We start from the raw sequence: 20,493 nt of genomic DNA, 5'->3' as shown, positions 1-20,493 counted from the left end.
TGCCTCGGCCCGAGGCATCCGTCCGCACCCCTGACGTCAGGCTCGCACGCGTGCCACGATGGCGTCGTGGCTGGGGTGGCCGTGAGTCCCGTGCTGATCGGACGCCAGGGGGAGTTCGAGGCGCTGCGCCGCGCGCTCGCGGACGGCAGAGCCGGAGCTCCGCGCGCGATGGTGATCCGCGGCGAGGCGGGGATCGGCAAGACCCGGCTCGTCCAGGAGGCGATCCAGTCGTTGCGAACCGACGCGTCGGCCGACGATCCGCCCGTGGTCGTCGCGACGGCGCAGTGCGTCGACGGTGGTGACGGCGCCCCGCCGTTCCACGCGCTGCGGGGACTGGTCCGTGATCTGCGGGCAGGCGTGGGGGACGGGCTGCTCGACATCGCGTCGGCATCGCCGGGTGTGCGGCGCACTCTGGGCGTGCTGGTCCCGGAACTCGCGGAATCCGCGGCGGCGGTCGCGCCCGAATCGATCGAACCTTCCTCCGACGTCGTCTCGGATGCGATCGAGACCGTCGTGGAGCGCCTCAGCGAGCGGTTCCACGTCGTGGTCGTCGTCGAGGACCTGCACTGGGCGGACGCCCTCACCGCATCCTTCGCCACGCTGCTCGCGATCACCCTGCGTGGTCGCCACCTCACCGTCGTCCTGACCTATCGGTCCGACGAGGTCGCGGGCCGTCCTGCGCTGTCGGGTGTCGTGGCGCTCGAGGCCCGGCGAGACATCGAGCACCTGGAGCTCGCGCGGCTCTCCGGCGCGGAGGTCGGCAGCCAGATCGAGGCGATCGCGCCGGGCCGGTTCTCCGGTGCGGGCACCGACGCGATCGCCGCACGCAGCGGCGGGGTGCCGTTCTTCGTCGAGGAGCTCGTCTCGCTCGAGGGGGAGGAGCTGCCGGGGGCACTTCGCGACCTCCTGCTTCTCCGATATCGCAGTGCCTCGCCGGGGGCACGGCAGATCGTCGCGCTGCTCTCCGTCGGCGGCGACGACGTCGACCACGACATCCTCCTGCGGGTGTCGGGACGCGATCGTACGGTCCTCGACGATGGTGTCCGGGAGGCGCTCGAGCGAGGGCTCGTCACGGTCACGGCGACCGGGTACGGGTTCCGCCACGCCCTGCTGCGCGAGGCGGTATACGGCGACGTGCTGCCCGGCGAGCGTCGCGACGCCCACCGCGTCTACGCCGATGCGCTCGAGAGCGCCGGCGCGTCGTTCTCGACGCTGGCCGCGGTCGCGGAGCATCGGGCGAGGGCCGGAGACGTTCCGGCTGCGTTCGACGCCACGGTGCGGTGTCTCGCTCAACCCGGCTCCGAACTCGCGCCGTCCACGACAGCAGCGCTCTGGCGCCGCCTCGCCGACTGGTGGGATGACGTCCCCGACGCGCAAGACCGGGTCGGCGGGGCGTCACGCATGGAAGTGCTGCGACGGGCGGCGGAATACCTCTGGCACGCCGGCGACTACCTCGAGGCGCGGTCCGCGGTCACCGCAGCGCTCGACCTTCCCGGACCGAGCGACCCCGTCGAACGCGCAGCGGCACTGTGGTGGCTCGTGATGTGCGAAGGCTGGATCAGCATCCGCGCCGATGAGGAGGCACTCGCCGAGGCGGACGCGCTGCTTGCCGGCCGCACGGAATCGGCCGCACTGGTGCAGCTCGCGCGGGTGCGCAGCATCAGCGGCCGGCACGACATCGCTGCACTGGAGGAGGCTGTCGTCATCGCACGCGACGCCGGAGACGCCGAGACGCTCGCGATCTGTCTGACCAATCTCGCGGTGCGCTTCGTCCACGACGGGGAGGACGAGCTCGCCGCCGCCACCGCCCGAGAGGCGCTCGAGGTGACGTCTCGAGCCGGCGGAAGACATCGCGCCCTGCTGGTGCTCGCCAACATCCGGTTCTTCGGGGCACGCTATCGCGAGGCAGCCGAGGTCTTCGAGTCGATGCGTCGCGAAGCTCTCGAGACCGGCCGCGAGCGCGGACACGGCGCCATCGCGACGATAGGTCTGGGCCATGCGCTGATCCCTCTCGGTCGGCTGAAAGAGGCTGAGGCGCACGCGCATCGCGCCCTGCAGCTCCTGGTGGTGCCGTTCGACCGTTCGGCGGCCCTTCGCATCCTCGCGGAGCGCGACCTGTGGGGCGATCGACCGGCGGCCTATGCCGAGAAGCGGCGGATGATCGACGATGAGATGCGCGACGTCCTCGATGTACCTGACGAGGACTTCGGATGGCGGCGGCTGGATCTCTTGGAGGCGCTCGTCCGCATCGCCGAGGAGCCCGACGACCGCCGCAGGCTCGAGCTCGTGCGGGCCGGCGTCACGCGGGAGTCCGCACTGCGCGCCGCCGAGACGCAGCCGTGGGTGCGGCCGTGGTCGCTGCCGCTCCGCGCGTGGCTGGTGGCCGAAGGCCGCCGTGTGAGCGCTGCCGACCCGTCGCTGGACCGGGGGATCGCCCAGATCAGGGATGACGTCATGGCGCTGGTGTCACCGCCGACGATTCGCGGCGTCGTTCCGGTGCTCGTGGACTTCGTCGCCGCCGCGCTGAGGGTGGATGCCGCCTTCGAGCCCCGTCTCGCCGCGTGGCGTGCGGTGCTCGCCGAGGTGCGCGCGGGCGAAGGTCTCGCGGTCCCGTTCGTGCACCTCGCAACGCTCCACCTCGCGGAGGTGCTCGTCGAGTCGGGCGACCGCGCCGGCGCGGAGGCGACGCTCGCGCAGCTGGGTGATTCCGCGGGCGCCGAGGGCGACGCGCTCGTCGCGCGATGGGCCGACGAACTCGCGGCCCGTGCCGGTCTGGGCGGCGACCCGGGCACGAGGATCGCGTCCCTCACCGAACGCGAGTCACAGGTTCTCGAGCTCGTCGCGCGCGGCATGACCAATCCGCAGATCGGCCGCGAGCTCTTCATCAGCCCGAAGACGGCATCGATCCACGTGTCGTCGATCCTCACGAAGCTCGGCGTGGCCAACCGAACGGAGGCCGCCGCGTTCGCCCGCGAGGCTCGCCTCTGACCGCACCGGCCCGCCGGGCTCGTCGAACCCGAGAGGTCCGGCCGAGACCGAGGACGTCGTCCCCGGTCTCGGCCGAGATCCCCTGTCTCGCCGTCGCCGCGCCGGCTCAGGCGTCGGCGACGCCGAGCACGTCCAGCAGCCATGCGAGCTCGAACGCGCGCTCGCGCCACGCGTTGTAGCGGCCCGAGACGCCGCCGTGACCGGCGACCATCTCGCACTTGAGCAGGGCGTCGGCGCCGACCTCGCGGAGACGGGCGACCCACTTCGCCGGCTCGACGTAAAGGACCCGGGTGTCGTTGAGCGACGTGACGGCGAGGATGCGCGGGTACGCAGCATCCGTCCGCACGTTCTCGTACGGCGAGTACGACTTCATGTAGGCGTAGACGTCGGCGTTGTGCAGCGGGTCACCCCACTCGTCCCACTCGATCACCGTCAGCGGCAGCGACGGGTCGAGGATCGTGGTCAGCGCGTCGACGAACGGCACATCGGCGAGCACTCCGGCGAAGAGCTCGGGCGCGATGTTCGCGACCGCGCCCATCAGCAGGCCGCCGGCCGAGCCGCCCTCGGCGACGAGCTGCGAGGCCGTCGTGTACCCGTTGTCGATGAGGTGCAGTGCGCTGTCGACGAAGTCCGTGAACGTGTTGCGCTTGTTGAGGAGCTTGCCGTCCTCGTACCACTGGCGGCCCATCTCGCCGCCGCCGCGCACGTGGGCGACGGCGAAGACGACGCCTCGGTCGAGCTCCGACAGGCGCGGCACCGAGAAGCCGGGCTCGATCGAGTGCTCGTACGAGCCGTAGCCGTAGAGGTGGACGGGGCGCGGTGCCACGCCGGCGTCGCCGAACGAGCGCTTGTAGACGAGCGAGATCGGGATCTGCGTGCCGTCCTGGGCGGTCGCCCACACGCGGGCCTGCGCGTAGTCGTCGGGCTCGTAGCCGCCGAGCACCGGCTGCCGCTTGCGCAGGTACAGCTCGCGCGTGGCGACGTCGAGGTCGTACACGGTGCCGGGGGTGACGAACGAGCCGTAGCCGAGGCGCAGCAGGGGAGGCGCCCACTCCGGGTTGCCCCCGGTGCCCACCGAGTACAGCGGCTCGTCGAACGTGATCTCGTCGACGGCGCCCGTCGCGTAGTCGAGCATGCCGAGGCGGGCGAGGCCACCGCGGCGGTAGCCCACGACGCCCCAGTCGCGGAACGTCGAGACGCCGAGCAGACGCTCGCCGGGACGGTGGGGGATGACCACCGAGCGGTCGCCGGACGGATCGGATGCTGCCACCCGCACGAGCTCGAAGTCCAGGGCTCCGTCGTTGTGGAGGATGAAGAGCACGTCCTCGCCGTCGACGACGGCGTGCTCGGAGTCGTACTCGACCCCTTCGGTGCGCGGCCACACCACGCGCGGCTCGCCACGGAGGTGGTCGGCATCCAGGAGCCATTCCTCGGACGTGATGGACGAGCCGAGCCCGATCACGAGAAAGCGGTCGCTGCGCGTGAACCCGGCGCCCACCCAGTACTTCTCGTCAGGCTCGTGGAAGAGCTTCGCGTCGTCGGCGACGGCCGTGCCGAGCTCGTGCAGCCAGACGGTGTCGGGGCGCCACGCGTCGTCGACCGTCGTGTAGACGATGAAGCGGCCGTCGGGGGAGAAGGTCGCGCCCGCGAAGGTGTCGGGGATCTCGTCGGGGAGCTGCTCGCCGGTCACGAGGTTGCGCACGCGCACCGTGTAGCGCTCGTCGCCCGCGACGTCGACGCCGTAGAGCATGAGGGTGCCGTCGTTCGACACCTCGAAGCTGCCGAGCGAGAAGAACTCGTGGCCCTCCGCCTCGACGTTGCCGTCGAGCAGGATCTGCTCGCCCGCCACCTCGACGTCGGGGGAGAGCTCAGGGGGCGTCCAGTCGTCGGCGGACGCGAGCGGGGCGCGGCACTGGATGCCGTACTGCTTGCCCTCGAGCGTGCGGCCGTAGTACCACCACTCGCCGCGGCGGGTCGGCACCGACAGGTCCGTCTCGAGCGTGCGGCCCTTGATCTCGCCGAAGATGCGCTCGCGCAGGCCCTCGAGGTGCGCCGTGCGCTGCTGCGTGTACGCGTTCTCGGCCTCGAGGTGCGCGATGACGGCCGAATCCTCCTTCTCGCGGAACCACTCGTAGCGGTCTTCGACGTCATCGCCGTGATGGGATCGGACGATCGGACGGATGCCGGCGACAGGGGCGGACGGGGCGGGTGCGGAGTCGCTGAGAGTCACCGTTCCACGCTAGTCGTCTCCGAGTTGACCGTCAGGGTCGCCGATGTAGGATTCTTCCTGGCCGGTTGCCGGTTCCTGAACTCTTGGTGAACTCTTCGTTCGTCGCGCCGATCTCGTCGGCACACCCCTCCACATTCTCCTCACCGAAAGCGAACGGTGGAAACCGCAACCCTCATCATCGTTCTGGTGATCGCGCTGGCGCTGTTCTTCGACTTCACGAACGGCTTCCACGACACCGCGAATGCGATGGCGACGCCCATCGCCACCGGCGCGCTCAAGCCCAAGACCGCCGTCCTGCTCGCCGCGCTCCTCAACCTGGTGGGCGCGTTCCTGTCGACGGAGGTGGCGCAGACGATCTCGGGCGGCATCATCAACGAGGATCAGATCTCGCACGACATCTTCCCCGAGATCATCCTCGCCGGCCTCATCGGCGCCATCACGTGGAACATGCTGACCTGGCTCCTCGGTCTTCCCTCGTCGTCGTCCCATGCCCTGTTCGGCGGGCTCATCGGCGCCACGATCGTCGGCGTCGGTGTCTCGGCGGTCAACTTCGGCGTGGTGATGTCGAAGGTGATCCTGCCGGCGTTCATCGCGCCGGTCACGGCGGGAGTGATCGCGTTCACCGCGACGAAGCTCGCGTACGCGCTCACGCGACGCTACGACAGCAAGCCCGACGGACGGGACGGCTTCCGCGTCGGTCAGATCTTCACGTCGTCGCTGGTGGCGCTCGCCCACGGCACGAACGACGCGCAGAAGACCATGGGCATCATCACGCTCCTGCTCATCACGTCCGGCCTGCAGTCCGCGTCGAACCCCGAGCCGCAGACCTGGGTGATCTTCGCGTGTGCGATCACGATCGCCCTCGGCACCTACATGGGGGGCTGGCGCATCATCCGCACCCTCGGCAAGGGCCTCACCGAGGTCAAGCCGGCGCAGGGCTTCTCGGCCGAGGCGTCGACGGCGTCCACGATCCTCGCCTCGAGCGCCCTCGGCTTCGCGCTGTCGACCACGCAGGTCGCGTCGGGATCGGTCATCGGCTCGGGCCTGGGCCGTCGCGGCTCGCAGGTGCGGTGGCGCACCGCGGGCCGGATCATGGTCGGCTGGATCCTCACGCTTCCCGCGGCCGGTGCGGTCGGCGCGATGGCGGCGCTCATCGTCGTGTGGCTGCCCGTGTGGGGCGTCATCATCGACGCGATCCTCGCGGTCATCATCATCCTCTTCCTCTTCATGCGTTCGCGCCGCGACGAGGTGACCGCATCGAACGCAATGAGCGAGGTCGCAGACTCCGGCCGCGCCGTCAAGGTCAAGCGCAACCCGCCGCCCACGCGTCGCCAGCGCGCGATGGCGCGCGAGGAGGCTCGCCGCGTGGCCGCGGCGGAGGCGGCCGCAAAGAAGGCCGCCAAGGCCGCCGGGCGATCTGAGAACCGGCCGAAGGACGGAGGCCCGCGATGATCATCAACTGGCTCGCCTTCGTTCAGGTGTTCGTCGCGGCGTTCATCTCGGCCGTCGTGGTCGTCTCGTTCTACGCGCTCGGGCTGCGACTGCTCGTGCGCGCCGGCCGCGCTCCCGTGGTGGCTCCCGCGGAGTTCACCGACGCCATCACCGTCATCTCCGAGAAGGAGGCGCGGCGCGCCGAGAAGGCCGCAGCCAAGGCCGCCAAGCGCAGCCCGCTGACCGTCGGGCAGAAGCGGTTCGCCCTCATCGGTGCCTACGCGTGCTTCGCCGTCTGCGCCGCAGCCGTGGCCGGCGGACTGCTGCTCATCGTCTTCAACCACTGAGCGACGCGACCGCGCCGGGACGGGATGCTGTCGGCACGACCGCCTAGGCTGAGGCCCATGGCCACCGCCACATCCGTCCAGTTCGGTCAGTACCCGCCTGCGCGGCGCACGCTGCTGCACGTGAGCGACACGCACCTGCTCGCGGGCAACGCGCCGCTCGGTGGCCGTTTCGACACCGCGGCGAACCTCGCCCGGACGCTCGAGGCGGCCGAGACGACCGGCATCCGTCCCGACGCGATCGTGTTCACCGGCGACCTCGCGGATCTCGGCGAGCCCGAGGCGTACATCGCCCTGCGCGCCGCGGTGGAGCCGGTGGCGGAACGACTCGGTGCGCCCGTGGTGTGGGTCGCCGGAAACCACGACGAGCGCCCCGCGCTGCGGCGCGACCTGCTCGGGCTGGAGCCGACCGAGGAGCCCGTGACCGGCGTGTGGGATCTCGGCGGGCTGCGGCTCATCGGTCTCGACTCGACGGTGCCCGGCTGGCATCACGGCGACCTCGACCACGGGCAGCTCGAGTGGCTGCGCCATGAGCTCGCGACGCCGGCGCCGCTCGGCACGATCCTCGCGCTCCACCACCCGCCGCTGCCGTCGCACGTGCCGCTGTTCGACATCCTCGAGCTCCGGGAGCAGGGGCGGCTCGCCGACGTGATCGCCGGCACCGATGTGCGGGCGATCCTCGCGGGCCACCTGCATTACTCGACGAGCGGCACGTTCGCGGGCGTCCCGGTGAGCGTCGCCGCAGCCACCTGCTACACGATGAACCTCGCGCGCCCGGCGGCGGACGTCAACGGCATGGACGCCGGCCAGTCGTTCCACCTCGTGCACGTCTACGACGACACGATCACCCACGCCGTCGTGCCCGTCGTCGACGCGCCGACCGGCGATGTGTTCTCCGCCGAATGGGTCGAGCGGATGTCGCGGCTCACGCCCGAGGAGCGACTCGAGGCGTTCTCACGCAAGCGCCGCTGACGGCGTCCTCCTCGCCACGTCCCGACCGCCACTGTGTATGCGGTCGTGTGGTCAGGTGTACGCCGTGTACAGCCCGGTCGACGGGTGCCGCGGGTAGGCTCGAAGCATCCCGCACACCGCTGTGAACGACCCACGAGGACTGCAACACATGGCTCTGGACGCAATGACGCGAACCCGCATCGAGACCGACTCCCTGGGATCCCTGGAGATCCCCGCCGACGCGTATTGGGGCATCCACACCGCCCGCGCGCTCGAGAACTTCCCGATCTCGAAGAGGCCGATCTCGGTCTACCCCGACCTGGTGCGGGCGCTCGCGATGGTGAAGCAGGCGTCGGCCCGCGCGAACCGCGAGATCGGTGTGCTCGACCCTGCCAAGGCGGATCTCATCGACCGCGCCGCCCAGCTCGTCATCGATGGCGACTTCCACGACCAGTTCGTCGTGGGCGTGATCCAGGGCGGCGCCGGGACGTCGACCAACATGAACGCGAACGAGGTCATCACCAACATCGCGCTCGAGCTCGCCGGGCGCCCCAAGGGCGACTACGACTTCCTGTCGCCGATCGACGACACGAACCGCAGCCAGTCGACGAACGACGTCTACCCGACCGCCATCAAGGTCGGCCTCGGTCTGGACTTGAAGACGCTGCTCGAGGAGCTCGACCTGCTGCGCCGCGCGTTCCTCGCGAAGGCCGTCGAATTCCACGACGTGCTCAAGGTCGGCCGTACGCAGCTGCAGGACGCCGTGCCGATGACGCTCGGGCAGGAGTTCCACGGGTTCGCGACGACCCTCGGCTACGACCACCAGCGCCTCACCGAGAACGCCTACCTCCTTTACGAGGTCAACATGGGCGCGACCGCGATCGGCACCGGCATCACGACCCACCCTGCGTACGCGCCCGCCGTGCTGCGCCACCTGCGCGAGATCTCGGGACTCGACCTCGCCACCGCCTCCGACCTGGTCGAGTCGACCAGCGACACCGGCTCGTTCATGTCGTTCTCGGCGTCGCTCAAGCGCAACGCGATCAAGCTGTCGAAGATCTGCAATGACCTGCGTCTGCTGTCGTCGGGCCCGCAGGCGGGATTCGGCGAGATCAACCTGCCCGCGCGGCAGGCGGGGTCGAGCATCATGCCCGGGAAGGTGAACCCCGTCATCCCCGAGGTCGTCAACCAGGTCGCGTTCTCGGTCGCGGGCGCCGACCTCACCGTCACGATGGCAGTCGAGGGCGGGCAGCTGCAGCTCAACGCGTTCGAGCCGGTCATCGCGCACTCGATCTTTCAGTCGATCACGTGGCTGCGTCAGGCGATGTTCACGTTGCGCGTCAACTGCGTAGACGGCATCACCGCGAACCGCGAGCGGCTCGGCGCCATGGTGGGTTCATCCGTCGGCGTCATCACCGCGCTCACGCCGTTCATCGGCTACGCGGCCGCCGCGGCGCTGGCGAAGGCCGCCCTGCTCACCGGGCGCGGCGTCGCCGACCTCGTCGTCGAGGCCGGGCTCATGTCGCGAGACGAGGTCGCCAAGCAGCTCTCGCCCGCCCGCCTGTCGGGGCTCGAGACCGTCACCGCCGCCATCCCGATCGTGGTGGCGCCTGAGGACGTCATCGAGGAGGCTCCGGCAGACACGCGCTGAGCCGGTTGCCGCGGACGGCTCCCGATCGATAACGTCAGGGAGACTCGAACGAAAGGCGAGAAATGACCGATCCGCAGAACCCGGCCGCGCCCGAGCCGCCGCAGCAGCCCGCGGCGCAGCCCACTGCGCCTCAGCCGCCCGCCGACGCGCCGGCTCCGCCCGCGGCAGAGCCCGCCGCTCCCGCGCCGGCTCCGCCCGCGGCAGAGCCCGCCGCTCCTGCGCCCGACTACTCGGCCCCGTCCGCGCCCGCAGCCCAGCCCGAGTACGCGGCAGCTCCGCCGGCGTACCCCGCGGGCGCTCCCGCCTCCAACGCCGCGCCCCCGGCGTACAGCGCGGCGCCGCCCGCCGCGTACGGGGCTCCGGCCGACGCGCCCGTCCCGGGCAAGACGCTCGGCATCGTCGCGTTCATCCTGTCGTTCTTCGTCCAGCTGGTCGCGCTGATCCTCGGCATCGTCGCGCTCGTGCAGAGCCGCAAGGCCGGGGTCAAGAACGGCTTCGCCCTCGCGGCGATCATCATCTCGGCGGTGCTGATCGTCGTCGGCATCATCGTGACGATCATCATCCTGACCGTGGTGTTCGGTGGTCTCGCAGCCGCCTGCGCCGAACTCGGCCCGGGTGTGTGGGAACTCCAGGGTGGCGGCACCATCACCTGCAACTGACGCAGGCATCGACATCGGAAGGCGGGTCCGCGACGCGGGCCCGCCTTCCGCGTCGTGAGGTGCGGCCTCAGCCGAGGATGCGGCAGTGCGTCGTGAGCGCGCCGATGCCGTCGATGCCGACGGTGACCGTCGAGCGGTCGCGCAGGAACACCTGCGGGTCCCGCGAGTACCCGGCGCCGCCCGGGCTGCCCGTCGAGATGAGCGTCCCGGGCAGCAGCGTCGCCGACTTCGACAGGTGCGAGATGAGTGTGGCGACCGGGCGTACCATCTGGCCCGTGGTCGCATCCTGCAGCATGGTGCCGTCGAGGACGGTCCAGATGTGGAGGTCCTGCGGATCGGGCACCTCGTCGGCAGTGACCACGAACGGACCCGTCGGCGTGAAGCCGTCGAACGACTTGCAGCGGGACCACTGCGCCTCGGAGTACTGGATGTCACGCGCGGTGATGTCGTTGACCACGGTGTAGCCCCAGACATGGTCGAGCGCGTCCTCGGGGGAGACGTCCTTCGCGGGAGTGCCGATGATGACGCCCAGCTCGGCCTCGTAGTCGACGGACTCGCTGAGCGACCGCGGCCAGATCGTGGTGTGGTCGTGCCCGGCGAGCGAGTTCGGCCAGAGCACGAACACCGTCGGCGTCGAGTCGGTCTTCAGCCCGAGCTCGCTGGAGTGCGCGGCGTAGTTGAGGCCGATCGCAAGGATCACCGGGGGCGCGAGGACCGCGGACGCGAAGCCCATTCCCTGGATCGGATGCCGCCTGCCGCGGTGTGCGGCATCCCGCACGCGTGCGAGCAGCTCATCGCCGCCGGCGATGAGCGCTTCGAGCACGCGGGGCGCTCCATCGAACAGCTCCTCGACGATCGCCACCTCGTCGCCATCGACGAGCGCGAGCCTCGGCTCGCCCGACTCCGGTGGCACGACATGGGCGAAGCGCATGCCCCCAACTTAGCCGCCGGGGTACGCGTGCGGGCGGTCCACAGCCCGTATGACGGGTGAGCGTTCTGCACCCATAGGCTGTGCGCATGACGCTCGACCCCGGTGCCTCCCGCCCCCGGCCCTCGCTCACGCCGCCGGAGTTCGCCTCCGCGCTCGCGCAGCCCCGCGTCGCGGCCCCCGCGGCGATCACGCCCCCGTCGTCCTCGCCCGAACCCGTGCAGATCCCGGCCGCGGCCGCGTCGCGTCGCGGACGCAGCGCGTCGGTCTGGATCATCGGCATCCTCGTGCTCGTGCTGATCGTGCTGGTGGCGTACTTCCTCACCGCGCTCGGCCCGGCGGCGTCGCTCATCGGGATGGTGCTGGCTGTGGTGCCGCTCGTCGGCGTTCTCTTCGCGGTGCGCATCGTCGACCGCTGGGAACCCGAGCCCCGCGGACTGCTCATCCTCGCGATCGCGTGGGGTGCGATCGCCGCCGTCGGGATCGCGCTGGGCGTCGACCTGCTGCTGTCGATGGTGTTCGGCCCCGCAACGGGCGCTCGCGAGGTGCTGCAGACCGTCGTCCAGGCACCGGTCGTCGAGGAGTTCGCGAAGGGGCTCGGCGTCTTCCTCATCTTCGCGACCGCCCGCCGCGCGTTCGACGGCCCGATCGACGGCATCGTCTATGGCGCCCTGGTCGGTGCGGGCTTCGCGTTCACCGAGAACATCCAGTACTTCGCCGTGAGCTTCATCGAGGGCGGCGCGACCGAGACGACCACGACGTTCTTCTTGCGCGGCATCCTGTCGCCGTTCGCCCATGTCATGTTCACCAGCGTCACGGGCTTCGCGCTCGGTCTCGCCGCGCGCCGCGGGCTGTCGACCGGTCAGGCGATCGGCCCCGGGCTGCTCGGGCTCGCGGGCGCGATCGCGCTGCACGCCTTCTGGAACGGGTCCGCCATGTTCGGCGACTTCTTCTTCCTCTACCTGACGCTGCAGGTGCCGCTCTTCATCGGGTTCATCCTCGGTGTCGTCGCGCTGAGGCGAGAGGAGTCGCGGCTCACGCGACGCCGGCTCGGCGAGTACGCCTCCGCCGGCTGGTTCACCCCGCAGGAGGTCGACATGCTCGCGACGTCAGGGGGGCGCAAGGCAGCCCTCGCGTGGGCGCGGACGCTGCGAGGAGACCGCACGTCGCTCATGAAGACCTTCATCACGGACGCCACGGCTCTCGCCGCGACGCGCCAACGGGCGATCACCGGGCGCGATCCCCAGGCCTCGGCTGAGGAACGCGATCTGCTCGCGAAGACCGCGGCGACCCGCGCCGCGATGTTCGCGCCGTAACGGGAGAACCCCCCGACTCAAGACTCAGCGCTCGGTGCCGCGGCGATGCCTGCGTGTCAACCGAGCGCTGAGTTGGTCTGCCCCCAGCATGCCGGGAGGCCTGCGCGGGTGTCAAGAGAACCCCGGCGGTTCCCCTGACGGCGAACTCGCTCGGCGCCGGCGGGCTTCCAATGGTTGGATGGACGCATGACTGACGACCGTACCAAGCCCGAGATCGACGCACCCGCCGGCCCGGCGCCGGCCGACCTCGTCGTCCGCGACATCGTCGTGGGCGAGGGCGCCGAGGCGAAGCCCGGCGACACCGTGACCGTCCACTACGTGGGCGTCGAGTACGAGACCGGCGAAGAGTTCGACTCGTCGTGGAACCGTGGTGAGAGCATCCAGTTCCCGCTCCGCGGCCTCATCCAGGGCTGGCAGGACGGCATCCCGGGCATGAAGGAGGGCGGTCGCCGCGAGCTCGTCATCCCGCCGCACCTCGCTTACGGTCCGGCCGGCGGCCACTTCCTCGGCGGCAAGACGCTCATCTTCGTCATCGACCTCATCAAGGTCGGCTGAGCCCGACATCGATCGTCCGGAGGGACGGATGCCGCGGCATCCGTCCCTCCGTCGTTCCCAGGAGTTCTCACGTAATTTGCATTCACGGGAATAGAACTTCTGCAAGGCTGTGTTGGACCCCGTATGCCCGTCCCCTCGGGCGCCCCACACGGACCTGAACACGAAGGACGACCATGACCGACTCCACCACGATCGACGTTCCCGGTTACAAGGCAGGCACCTGGCTGCTCGACCCCGCGCACAGCGAGGTCACCTTCAGCGTGCGCCACATGATGATCTCGAAGGTGCGCGGCACCTTCGGAATGAAGAGCGCGACGCTCGTCGCCCCCGAGAACCCGCTCGACGCCAAGGTGGAGGCATCCGTCGACGTCACCTCCGTCGACACCAAGGACGAGGGCCGCGACAACCACCTGCGCTCCGCGGACTTCTTCGACGTCGAGAACCACCCCACCATGGAGTTCGTCTCGACCGGTGCCCACGTCAAGGACGGCGAGTTCTTCGTGGACGGCGACCTCACCATCCGCGGCGTCACCAAGCCCGTGTCGTTCGAGTTCGAGTTCGGCGGCTTCGGCACCGACCCGTGGGGCAACTACAAGGCGGGCGCGACGGCCAAGACGGTCGTGAACCGCGAGGACTTCGGCCTGACCTGGAACGCCGCCCTCGAGACCGGCGGTGTGCTGGTCGGCAAGGACGTCACGATCACGCTCGACCTGCAGGGCGCGCTCCAGCAGGACTGAACACGCGATACCGCGACGAAGAGCGGATGCCTCGACCCCGAGGCATCCGCTCTTCTCGTACGCAGCCGGGGCTCAGCCCGACACCGACACCGTCTCACGGACGCTGCCCGCGCCCTCGACGAGGTCGGCGTGGACGCGGGCCACGCCGCGGCGGGCGACCTTGTTCCGCCGGATCGTGCCGTCGACCGACGTGAAGTGCTCGGTCGAGTCGCCGTCGGTGAGATAGACCGGCTGCACGATGGTCCAGTCGAGCTCGGAGCCGCGCAGGACGCCCTCCTGGATCTCGGAGTCGATGATCTGCGGGCGGATCAGCAGCGCGAAGAGGATGCGGTCGGTCAGACGCAGGAGTGCGCGCGTGTCGCCGACCCCGTAGGACGACTGCACCACGAGCCGGTGCACGCCGACGCGACGCGCAGCCGCCACGATCTCGGCCGTGCCCTTCGAGCGGACGTCGTTGCGCGTGCCCTGAGCGCCCCGGAGCCGGACGCGCAGTGTCGGCTCCGAGATGCCGAGCGTGACGACGATCGCGTCGTGGCCGGGGATCACGGCATCCAGGACGGATGCCCGGGTGGCGTCGCCGTCGACGCGCTCCAGTCCCGCTCGGGCGGGGAGCGCGGAGGCGTGGCGGGCGAGGGCGGTCACCCGGTGGCCGCGCTCGAGGAGGGCGTCGCAGACGGCGCGGCCGGAGCCGCCGGTGGCGCCGATGACGAGGATGTTCATGAGGGTCTCCCTTCGGTGGTGTGGTCCCACTCTCGCCGTCGGCGTCCGGATGATCTATCGTCAGCAGTACGCATTTCTTGATCGATCGTCCGGAGGCGAGATGAGCGTCGCGATGCCGTGGGACAGCGAGGACGCCCTGACGGCCGCCCTCTATCGGGTGCGCATGCGCGGAGCGTTCTATTCGTGGACCGAGGCGTCGACCGAGTGCGCCGTCGAGATGCCGCAGTTCCCCGGCACTCTCAGCTTCCACATCGTCGCCCACGGCACGGCGTACCTCGAGGTCGACGGTGCCGACCCGGTGCGGCTGGACGCCGGCGAGCTCGCCCTCGTGCCGCGGGGGATCGGCCACCGCGTCGCGACGTCTCCCGGGGCGGAGGTCGTCGGCCGCGCAGACCTGCTGCCCCAGGCGATGCTCGGCGACGCGTTCTCGGTGCTGCGCATCGGGCCGGAGGTCGCGGAGCCGCCGCTCGCGCTCCTGTGCGGCGTCGTCGCGTTCGACTCGCCCGCCGTCGACGACATGCTCGCCGTGCTCCCGCCGATCGTCACCGTCGACTCCTCCCGTCATCCCGTGATGGCGGCGCTGCTGCCGCTGCTCGCGCGGGAGCTGCGCGAACCGAAGCCGGGTGGGGATGCCGTGGCAACGCGGCTGGCCGACGTCCTCGTCGTCGAGACCGTCCGCGCCTGGCTGGCCGATGAGCGCGCGGACTCGAACGGGTGGCTCGCAGCCCTGCGCGATCCGCAGCTGGGTGCTGTTCTCGCCGCCGTGCACCGCGATCCGGGGCATCCGTGGACCCTCGAGGTGCTCGCCCGCCGCGCGACGATGTCGCGGTCGGTGTTCGCGGCGCGGTTCGCGTCTGTCGTGGGGATGCCGCCGATGGCCTACGTGTCGGCCGCGCGGATGCGTGGCGCGCGCGCGATGCTCGCCGAAGGCAGCAGCGTGGCCGCGGTGGCCGCCGCGCACGGCTACGGCTCGGAGGCGGCCTTCAGCCGTGCGTTCGCACGCGTGACGGGGGAGACGCCCGGGGCGGTGCGCCGCAGCGCGGCCTGATGCCCGGCGTGCGGTGCAGCGTCAGGCGCGCGGGCGTCGGCGCAGTCGATCCTGGGCGAGCAGGATGCCGAGGAACACGACGAGCGCGCCGATCGGCTCATTCCACGTGATCGTCTCGCCGAGGATCAGGATGCCGAGGAGCACGCCGACGACCGGAGTGATGTAGGTCACGGTCGAGGCGCGCGTGGGTCCCCACGCGCGCACGGTGTTCTGGTTCCACACGTACGCGATGCCGGTGCCGAGGCACCCGAGCAGCAGCAGGCTCACCACGATCGGGACGTCCAGGCGCACGGGCGTCAGCACGAGGAACGGCGTCAGCAGTGCCATGACGACGCCGGCCATCGCGATGTAGCCGAACGTGAATGCGAGCGCCGACATCCCGGTGTTCGAGACGAAGCGCCGCATGTAGGCGAAGCTGAAGCCGTAGCTCGCGGTCGCACCGAGGATGGCGAGCTCGGCGACGAGGCTTCCGTCGACGGCGATGCCCTGCCACGGGGCGATGATCACCACCACGCCGAGGATGCCCACACCGATCCCGAGGACCTGCAGGGCCCTGAGCCGCTCGACGCGGAAGACCAGCCACGCCATGACCGCGGTCATGATCGGCGTGGTCGCGTTGAAGATGCTGGCGACGCCTGAACTGACGTGCTGCTGAGCCCACGAGAACAGCAGGAACGGGATGACGCAGAACGTGAGCCCGAGCACCGTCAGGTGCGCCCACACCGTGAAGCTGCGGGTCAGGTGCTCGCGCCGCAGGAGGACGAGGGCGCCGAGGGTCAGCGCGCCGAGGAGGATGCGGGTCCACGCGACCTGCGCGGGGGAGATGCCGGTGAGCGACACCTTCATGAAGAGGAAGCTCGCGCCCCACACGATCCCGGCGAGCACGAACTGCACCGTGATCCAGCGCGGGGACGGCAGTCGCTCCGCACGCAGCGCCGGCGCAGCCGTTCTTGTCGAGGTCACGGTGGCCACCGTACGCCCGCCCGCCGACGCCCGGGCCTGGGAGAGGATGCGACGTCCGAAATCCGCCGGTGTGCGGCCGTCAGGCTACGGCGCACCTCAGGGAACGGGATTCTCGGCGTCGTACGCGCGGAACCTCGGTGTCAGCCGCACCAGCGTGGCGACCAGGCCGATGATGATGAAGCCGCCCAGCAGCGGTGGGAGCCACAGCGCGGTGAGCGTCGCCAGCGTGCCCGCGTACAGCGCGCCGAGGCGGGGTCCGCCCGTCACCACGACGATGAAGATCCCCTGCAGGCGGCCGCGGATCGTGTCGGGCACGGCGGACTGCACCATCGTGTTGCGGAAGATGGAGCTGATGTTGTCGGCGGCGCCCGAGACCGCGAGCACGAGGCACGCGAGTGCGATGAGCACCAGGTTCGGGGTGTCGGCGTCGACGCCGACCGGCGCGAACCACCCGAGCGCCGCGGCGCCCAGGACGAGCCCCAACGCGGCGATCGAGCCGCCGTACGCGAGGATCGCGCGCTCGATCCCGACGCCCTGACGCCGGATGCCGCCGACCCGGCCCGAGAACAGACTGGAGGCGAAGGCTCCGGCTGCCACCGAGGCGGTCAGCACGCCCGTCGTGATCGGCCCGCCGCCGAGCAGCACCGCGCCGATCGCGGGGAAGAGCGAAAGCGGCTGACCGAAGGTCATCGCGATGATGTCGAGGATGAACTGGAGCCGGATGTTCGACGCGCGCTTCAAGAACCGCCAGCCGTCGCGGAGCGACTCGAGTCCCGGCCGCACGATCTCGCCTTCGGGGCGGAGATTCGGAAGAGTCCACAGCCCGAGGAAGAGCGAGGTCATGAGCACGACGTCGAGCGTGTAGGTCCACGCGTAGCCGGTCAGCGCGACCAGCACACCCGCGAGGGCAGGGCCTGCCATCACCATGATCCCGACCGTGATGCCGCCCAGCGCCGAGGCCGCCGGCAGCAGCTCGCGGGGAAGCAGGCGCGGAACGATCGCCTGGCGCGAGGCGAAGACGATCGAGTTCGCCGACGAGTTGACGATGCTGAGCGCGTAGAGCCACCACACGGTCTCGAGTTGCGCCCAGGTCAACACGGCGAGCAGTGCGGTCGAGGCGAACGTGACGGTCGCGGCGATCAGGGCCACGGCGCGGCGATCGAAGGCGTCGGCGAGCATGCCGCCGTAGATGCCGGCGAAGATCATCGGCACGAGGCCGGCGACCGCGATCATCGACACCGCGAAGGTGGACCCGGTCAGGTCGTACATCTGCAGCATGATCGCGACGATCGTGAGCTGTCCGCCGAGACCGGCGAGCGTCGAGCCGATCCACATGCGCGCGAACGGGGGACTGGCGCGGAAGGGCCGCAGGTCGATGAAGTGGCTGCGATGCTCCCCGGCGCTCACTCGTCTGCCTCGGTGTCCTGCACGGATTCGAGCGTACCCGGGCTCATGCGCGGCCGGTTCGCCGGGGCATCCGTTCGCTGGTAGACTCTTCAGGTTGCCGTTGGATCGGCCGCGGAGAAAGAGAGCTCGCACATCGGGTGACGAGCACCGCGCAACAAGCAGAGAGGGGATCACCTATGGCACTGGAAGCAGACGTCAAGAAGGCGATCATCGAAGAGTACGCGACGCACCCCGGTGACACCGGATCCCCCGAGGTGCAGGTCGCGATGCTGACGCAGCGCATCAAGGACCTCACCGAGCACCTCAAGGAGCACAAGCACGACCACCACTCGCGTCGTGGGCTGTTCCTGCTCGTCGGTCAGCGCCGCCGTCTCCTGGGCTACCTCCAGGACATCGACATCAACCGTTACCGCTCGCTCATCGAGCGCCTCGGTCTCCGTCGATAAGGCATCGACCAGCGTTCAATCGCGCAAAACATTCTTGGAAGGCCTCCCCACGGTGTGGGGAGGCCTTCACCCGTTAAGGGCGAGCGGATGCCTCGGCCCGGGCCGCGACCAGATCCGCGTGGTGGATCTCGGCGACGTCGGGGTGCGCGCGCAGGCGCGACTTCAGCGCGTTCTCGCCGTAGAGCGCGTGGATCGGGTTGGACGGATCCTGCGTGACGCCGCGCGCCTGCGTCGCGAGCTCGGCCGGAAGCTCGATGAGCGGCAGGCGCTTGTCGAGGGCCGGGTTGAAGAAGAACGGCACCGAGATGCGGTCGTCGGGGTAGCGGGGAGAGATCACGCGGTGCTTCGTCGCGATGAGGTAGCCCTGTGTCGCGTACTCGAGGAGTTCGCCGATGTTGACGACGAACGCGCCGGGCACCGGGGGAGCGTCGACCCATTCTCCGTCTCTCTCGACCTGGAGGCCGCCCTTGCCCGGTTCGACCCACAGGAGAGTCAGCACGCCGGAATCCTTGTGGGCGCCCACGCCCTGCTGCGGCGTCGGGTCCTCCTTGCCGGGGTAGCGCACGATCTTGATGAGCGTCGAGGGTTCGCCGAAGTGCTCGTCGAAGTAGTTCTCCGCGGCGCCGAGCGACAGCGCCCACGCGCGCAGCAGCTTGCGTGCGACGCCCGACAGGTGGTCGTGCCACTCCGAGACGACCTCGCGCAGCTCGGGCTGCGCCTCGGGCCAGAGATTGGGTCCGATGAGGCGCGCGAAGTCGGGCGCCTCCGGGTCGGCGATCGCCTCGCGCTCGGGTCCGATGTCGATCTGCTCGCGCCAGTCGACCTTGCCCTGCGTGCGCTCGCCGCCGACGCGGGTGTACCCGCGGAAGTGCGGGCTGTTGACGTTCTCGATGGCGAGCTTGTCGGCCTCCGGGAGGGCGAAGAAGTCGCGCGCAGCTCGGTGCAGGCGCGCCTCCAACTCGGGGGAGACCCCCGTGCCGATCAGGTAGAAGAAGCCGACGTCGTGGGTCGCGGCACGCAGGTCGTCGCGGAACCGCGCGGCCGCCTCCGGGCCCGCGTCGAGCCGGGAGAGGTCGAGGATCGGCAGGTTGAGGTCGGTCATGGTGCGAGAGTAGGCGGCTGCGCAGCATCCGTCCCGTTTGTTGCCTTCGGTTTCGCTCCGCGAGGCGTCGCTCTGCGCACCGGGCTCACCCGTTGCGCCCGCGACCGTCGTCCGATGTGCTGGACGCATGACGCGTCCCCCACGCAACGTGCTCGTGACCGGCTGTTCCACCGGCATCGGCCGCCAGGCGGCATCGGTCCTCGCCCTGCGCGGCTGGCGCGTCTACGCGACGGCTCGGCGTCTCGACGCCATCGCGGATCTCGAGAGGCATGGATGCCGCCTCCTCGAGCTCGACGTGACCGATGAGGCTTCGCGGGCCGCCGCCGTCGATGCGGTCATGGCGGCCGAGGGGGCGGTCGGCGTGCTGGTGAACAACGCCGGCATCAGCGAGCTCGGCGCGACGGCGGCCATGCCGGTGGCGCACGTGGAGCGGATGTTCGCGACCAACGTCTTCGGCATGCTGAGCCTGACGCAGCTCGTGGTCCCGGGCATGCGCACCCGCGGCGCCGGGCGCATCGTGAACATCGGCTCGATGAACGGCCGCTGGACGATGCCGGGCATGGGCTCATACGCCGCCACCAAGCACGCGCTCGAGGCGTTCAGCGACGCCCTTCGCTACGAGCTCCGGCCCTTCGGCATCGAGGTCTCGCTCATCGCGCCCGGCATGGTGACGACCGGGTTCGGGCACTCGGCGGCGCGGCGCAGCGACGCCGCGGCCGATGACGCGCATTGGGCGGACTTCACCGCCCGGGTGTCAGAGCTGACGCTCACGTGGGACGCGGGGCCGCGCGCCCGGCTCGCCTGCTCGCCGCGCGACGTCGCCGAGCGCGTGGTGCGCGCAGCCGAGTCTCCGCGGCCGCGGGCCCGCTACCGGGTCGCGCCGTCGGCGACGATGATGCTGTCGCTGCGTCGGGTGCTTCCGGAACGGGCGTTCGAGCGCGTGCTGCGCACCCAGTTCCCGTCCCCGCGGCCCTGACGCCGGCCGATGGCCGGGCCGGCGCGCGACCCGGCCATCGG

General features: G+C 70.5%; 18 protein-coding genes. 12 read left to right on the top strand and 6 right to left on the bottom strand.

The window, feature by feature from the left end; all coding sequences use genetic code 11:
• Window positions 1-66 precede the first annotated feature (66 nt).
• Window positions 67-2,988 carry a LuxR C-terminal-related transcriptional regulator gene (locus tag ACFC1K_RS19210; RefSeq protein WP_375872833.1) on the top strand — a complete coding sequence of 974 codons (2,922 nt, stop codon included), beginning with the start codon at window positions 67-69 and terminating at the stop codon, window positions 2,986-2,988.
• Between the two features lie 106 nt (window positions 2,989-3,094).
• Here the strand turns inward: ACFC1K_RS19210 and ACFC1K_RS19205 are convergent, their stop codons facing one another.
• Entirely contained in the window at window positions 3,095-5,218 is a 2,124-nt protein-coding gene (locus tag ACFC1K_RS19205; protein WP_375872832.1) for a S9 family peptidase, read from the bottom strand.
• Window positions 5,219-5,374: 156 nt separating this feature from the next.
• Between ACFC1K_RS19205 and ACFC1K_RS19200 the strand changes: the two genes are divergently transcribed.
• The 5 genes from ACFC1K_RS19200 to ACFC1K_RS19180 all read left to right on the top strand — a co-directional run bounded on the left by ACFC1K_RS19200 (window position 5,375) and on the right by ACFC1K_RS19180 (window position 10,254).
• Complete coding sequence (locus ACFC1K_RS19200) at window positions 5,375-6,670, top strand: anion permease (protein WP_375872831.1); 1,296 nt, start codon at window positions 5,375-5,377, stop codon at window positions 6,668-6,670.
• Complete coding sequence (locus ACFC1K_RS19195; RefSeq protein WP_375872830.1) at window positions 6,667-6,996, top strand: peptidase; 330 nt, start codon at window positions 6,667-6,669, stop codon at window positions 6,994-6,996. The genes ACFC1K_RS19200 and ACFC1K_RS19195 overlap by 4 nt, the downstream gene beginning before the upstream one ends.
• Before the next feature lie 57 nt (window positions 6,997-7,053).
• The gene (locus ACFC1K_RS19190) at window positions 7,054-7,965 is read left to right on the top strand and encodes a phosphodiesterase (protein ID WP_375872829.1); all 912 of its coding nucleotides are present in this window, start codon (window positions 7,054-7,056) and stop codon (window positions 7,963-7,965) included.
• A gap of 148 nt (window positions 7,966-8,113) precedes the next feature.
• On the top strand, window positions 8,114-9,595 hold the full coding sequence (locus ACFC1K_RS19185) for an aspartate ammonia-lyase (RefSeq protein WP_375872828.1): 1,482 nt from the start codon (window positions 8,114-8,116) through the stop codon (window positions 9,593-9,595).
• 62 nt (window positions 9,596-9,657) lie between these two features.
• A complete protein-coding gene (locus ACFC1K_RS19180) occupies window positions 9,658-10,254 on the top strand; it encodes a hypothetical protein (RefSeq protein WP_375872827.1) in 597 nt (198 codons plus the stop codon).
• A 67-nt stretch (window positions 10,255-10,321) separates the two neighbouring features.
• Here the strand turns inward: ACFC1K_RS19180 and ACFC1K_RS19175 are convergent, their stop codons facing one another.
• Window positions 10,322-11,185, bottom strand: coding sequence for a fumarylacetoacetate hydrolase family protein (locus ACFC1K_RS19175; protein WP_375872826.1), 864 nt, complete (start codon window positions 11,183-11,185; stop codon window positions 10,322-10,324).
• An 86-nt stretch (window positions 11,186-11,271) separates the two neighbouring features.
• Here ACFC1K_RS19175 and ACFC1K_RS19170 point away from each other — a divergent pair, with 86 nt between their 5' ends.
• From ACFC1K_RS19170 to ACFC1K_RS19160, 3 genes are all read left to right on the top strand, one after another.
• On the top strand, window positions 11,272-12,498 hold the full coding sequence (locus ACFC1K_RS19170; RefSeq protein ID WP_310289774.1) for a PrsW family intramembrane metalloprotease: 1,227 nt from the start codon (window positions 11,272-11,274) through the stop codon (window positions 12,496-12,498).
• 186 nt (window positions 12,499-12,684) lie between these two features.
• Complete coding sequence (locus tag ACFC1K_RS19165; RefSeq protein WP_056370156.1) at window positions 12,685-13,053, top strand: FKBP-type peptidyl-prolyl cis-trans isomerase; 369 nt, start codon at window positions 12,685-12,687, stop codon at window positions 13,051-13,053.
• 173 nt (window positions 13,054-13,226) lie between these two features.
• Complete coding sequence (locus tag ACFC1K_RS19160) at window positions 13,227-13,790, top strand: YceI family protein (protein WP_310289776.1); 564 nt, start codon at window positions 13,227-13,229, stop codon at window positions 13,788-13,790.
• Window positions 13,791-13,862: 72 nt separating this feature from the next.
• Here ACFC1K_RS19160 and ACFC1K_RS19155 read toward each other — a convergent pair whose 3' ends face one another.
• Window positions 13,863-14,510 (bottom strand): NAD(P)-dependent oxidoreductase, encoded by a 648-nt coding sequence (locus tag ACFC1K_RS19155; RefSeq protein WP_375872825.1) that lies wholly within the window; start codon window positions 14,508-14,510, stop codon window positions 13,863-13,865.
• A 100-nt stretch (window positions 14,511-14,610) separates the two neighbouring features.
• Between ACFC1K_RS19155 and ACFC1K_RS19150 the strand changes: the two genes are divergently transcribed.
• The gene (locus ACFC1K_RS19150; protein WP_375872824.1) at window positions 14,611-15,558 is read left to right on the top strand and encodes an AraC family transcriptional regulator; all 948 of its coding nucleotides are present in this window, start codon (window positions 14,611-14,613) and stop codon (window positions 15,556-15,558) included.
• A gap of 21 nt (window positions 15,559-15,579) precedes the next feature.
• On the opposite strand, the gene ACFC1K_RS19145 is transcribed toward ACFC1K_RS19150, so the two are convergent.
• Together ACFC1K_RS19145 and ACFC1K_RS19140 are read right to left on the bottom strand one after the other, a co-directional pair.
• On the bottom strand, window positions 15,580-16,521 hold the full coding sequence (locus ACFC1K_RS19145) for a DMT family transporter (protein WP_375872823.1): 942 nt from the start codon (window positions 16,519-16,521) through the stop codon (window positions 15,580-15,582).
• A 96-nt stretch (window positions 16,522-16,617) separates the two neighbouring features.
• A complete protein-coding gene (locus tag ACFC1K_RS19140) occupies window positions 16,618-17,928 on the bottom strand; it encodes an MFS transporter (protein ID WP_375872822.1) in 1,311 nt (436 codons plus the stop codon).
• 176 nt (window positions 17,929-18,104) lie between these two features.
• Between ACFC1K_RS19140 and rpsO the strand changes: the two genes are divergently transcribed.
• Window positions 18,105-18,374: a 30S ribosomal protein S15 gene (gene rpsO / locus ACFC1K_RS19135; protein ID WP_005048780.1), complete on the top strand. Its 270-nt coding sequence runs from the start codon at window positions 18,105-18,107 to the stop codon at window positions 18,372-18,374.
• Between the two features lie 73 nt (window positions 18,375-18,447).
• On the opposite strand, the gene ACFC1K_RS19130 is transcribed toward rpsO, so the two are convergent.
• Window positions 18,448-19,476 (bottom strand): isopenicillin N synthase family dioxygenase, encoded by a 1,029-nt coding sequence (locus ACFC1K_RS19130; RefSeq protein WP_375872821.1) that lies wholly within the window; start codon window positions 19,474-19,476, stop codon window positions 18,448-18,450.
• 127 nt (window positions 19,477-19,603) lie between these two features.
• On the opposite strand from ACFC1K_RS19130, the gene ACFC1K_RS19125 reads away from it, so the two are divergent.
• A complete protein-coding gene (locus ACFC1K_RS19125) occupies window positions 19,604-20,452 on the top strand; it encodes an SDR family NAD(P)-dependent oxidoreductase (RefSeq protein ID WP_375872820.1) in 849 nt (282 codons plus the stop codon).
• Window positions 20,453-20,493: the final 41 nt, after the last annotated feature.

Origin of the sequence: Microbacterium sp. NPDC056057 (assembly GCF_042266945.1) — a bacterium.
Classification (GTDB): domain Bacteria; phylum Actinomycetota; class Actinomycetes; order Actinomycetales; family Microbacteriaceae; genus Microbacterium; species Microbacterium trichothecenolyticum_C.
Note: the sequence above shows the minus strand (reverse complement) of the source record. Positions and strands in the feature narration are given on the sequence as shown.

What these genes read in the sequence shown, in the direction of transcription:
- ACFC1K_RS19195 (WP_375872830.1), top strand. Translation starts at nt 6,667, where the DNA reads ATGATCATCAACTGGCTCGCCTTCGTTCAGGTGTTCGTCGCGGCGTTC.
- ACFC1K_RS19190 (WP_375872829.1), top strand. Translation starts at nt 7,054, where the DNA reads ATGGCCACCGCCACATCCGTCCAGTTCGGTCAGTACCCGCCTGCGCGG.
- ACFC1K_RS19185 (WP_375872828.1), top strand. Translation starts at nt 8,114, where the DNA reads ATGGCTCTGGACGCAATGACGCGAACCCGCATCGAGACCGACTCCCTG.
- ACFC1K_RS19180 (WP_375872827.1), top strand. Translation starts at nt 9,658, where the DNA reads ATGACCGATCCGCAGAACCCGGCCGCGCCCGAGCCGCCGCAGCAGCCC.
- ACFC1K_RS19175 (WP_375872826.1), bottom strand. Translation starts at nt 11,185, where the DNA reads ATGCGCTTCGCCCATGTCGTGCCACCGGAGTCGGGCGAGCCGAGGCTC.
- ACFC1K_RS19170 (WP_310289774.1), top strand. Translation starts at nt 11,272, where the DNA reads ATGACGCTCGACCCCGGTGCCTCCCGCCCCCGGCCCTCGCTCACGCCG.
- ACFC1K_RS19165 (WP_056370156.1), top strand. Translation starts at nt 12,685, where the DNA reads ATGACTGACGACCGTACCAAGCCCGAGATCGACGCACCCGCCGGCCCG.
- ACFC1K_RS19160 (WP_310289776.1), top strand. Translation starts at nt 13,227, where the DNA reads ATGACCGACTCCACCACGATCGACGTTCCCGGTTACAAGGCAGGCACC.
- ACFC1K_RS19155 (WP_375872825.1), bottom strand. Translation starts at nt 14,510, where the DNA reads ATGAACATCCTCGTCATCGGCGCCACCGGCGGCTCCGGCCGCGCCGTC.
- ACFC1K_RS19150 (WP_375872824.1), top strand. Translation starts at nt 14,611, where the DNA reads ATGAGCGTCGCGATGCCGTGGGACAGCGAGGACGCCCTGACGGCCGCC.
- rpsO (WP_005048780.1), top strand. Translation starts at nt 18,105, where the DNA reads ATGGCACTGGAAGCAGACGTCAAGAAGGCGATCATCGAAGAGTACGCG.
- ACFC1K_RS19130 (WP_375872821.1), bottom strand. Translation starts at nt 19,476, where the DNA reads ATGACCGACCTCAACCTGCCGATCCTCGACCTCTCCCGGCTCGACGCG.
- ACFC1K_RS19125 (WP_375872820.1), top strand. Translation starts at nt 19,604, where the DNA reads ATGACGCGTCCCCCACGCAACGTGCTCGTGACCGGCTGTTCCACCGGC.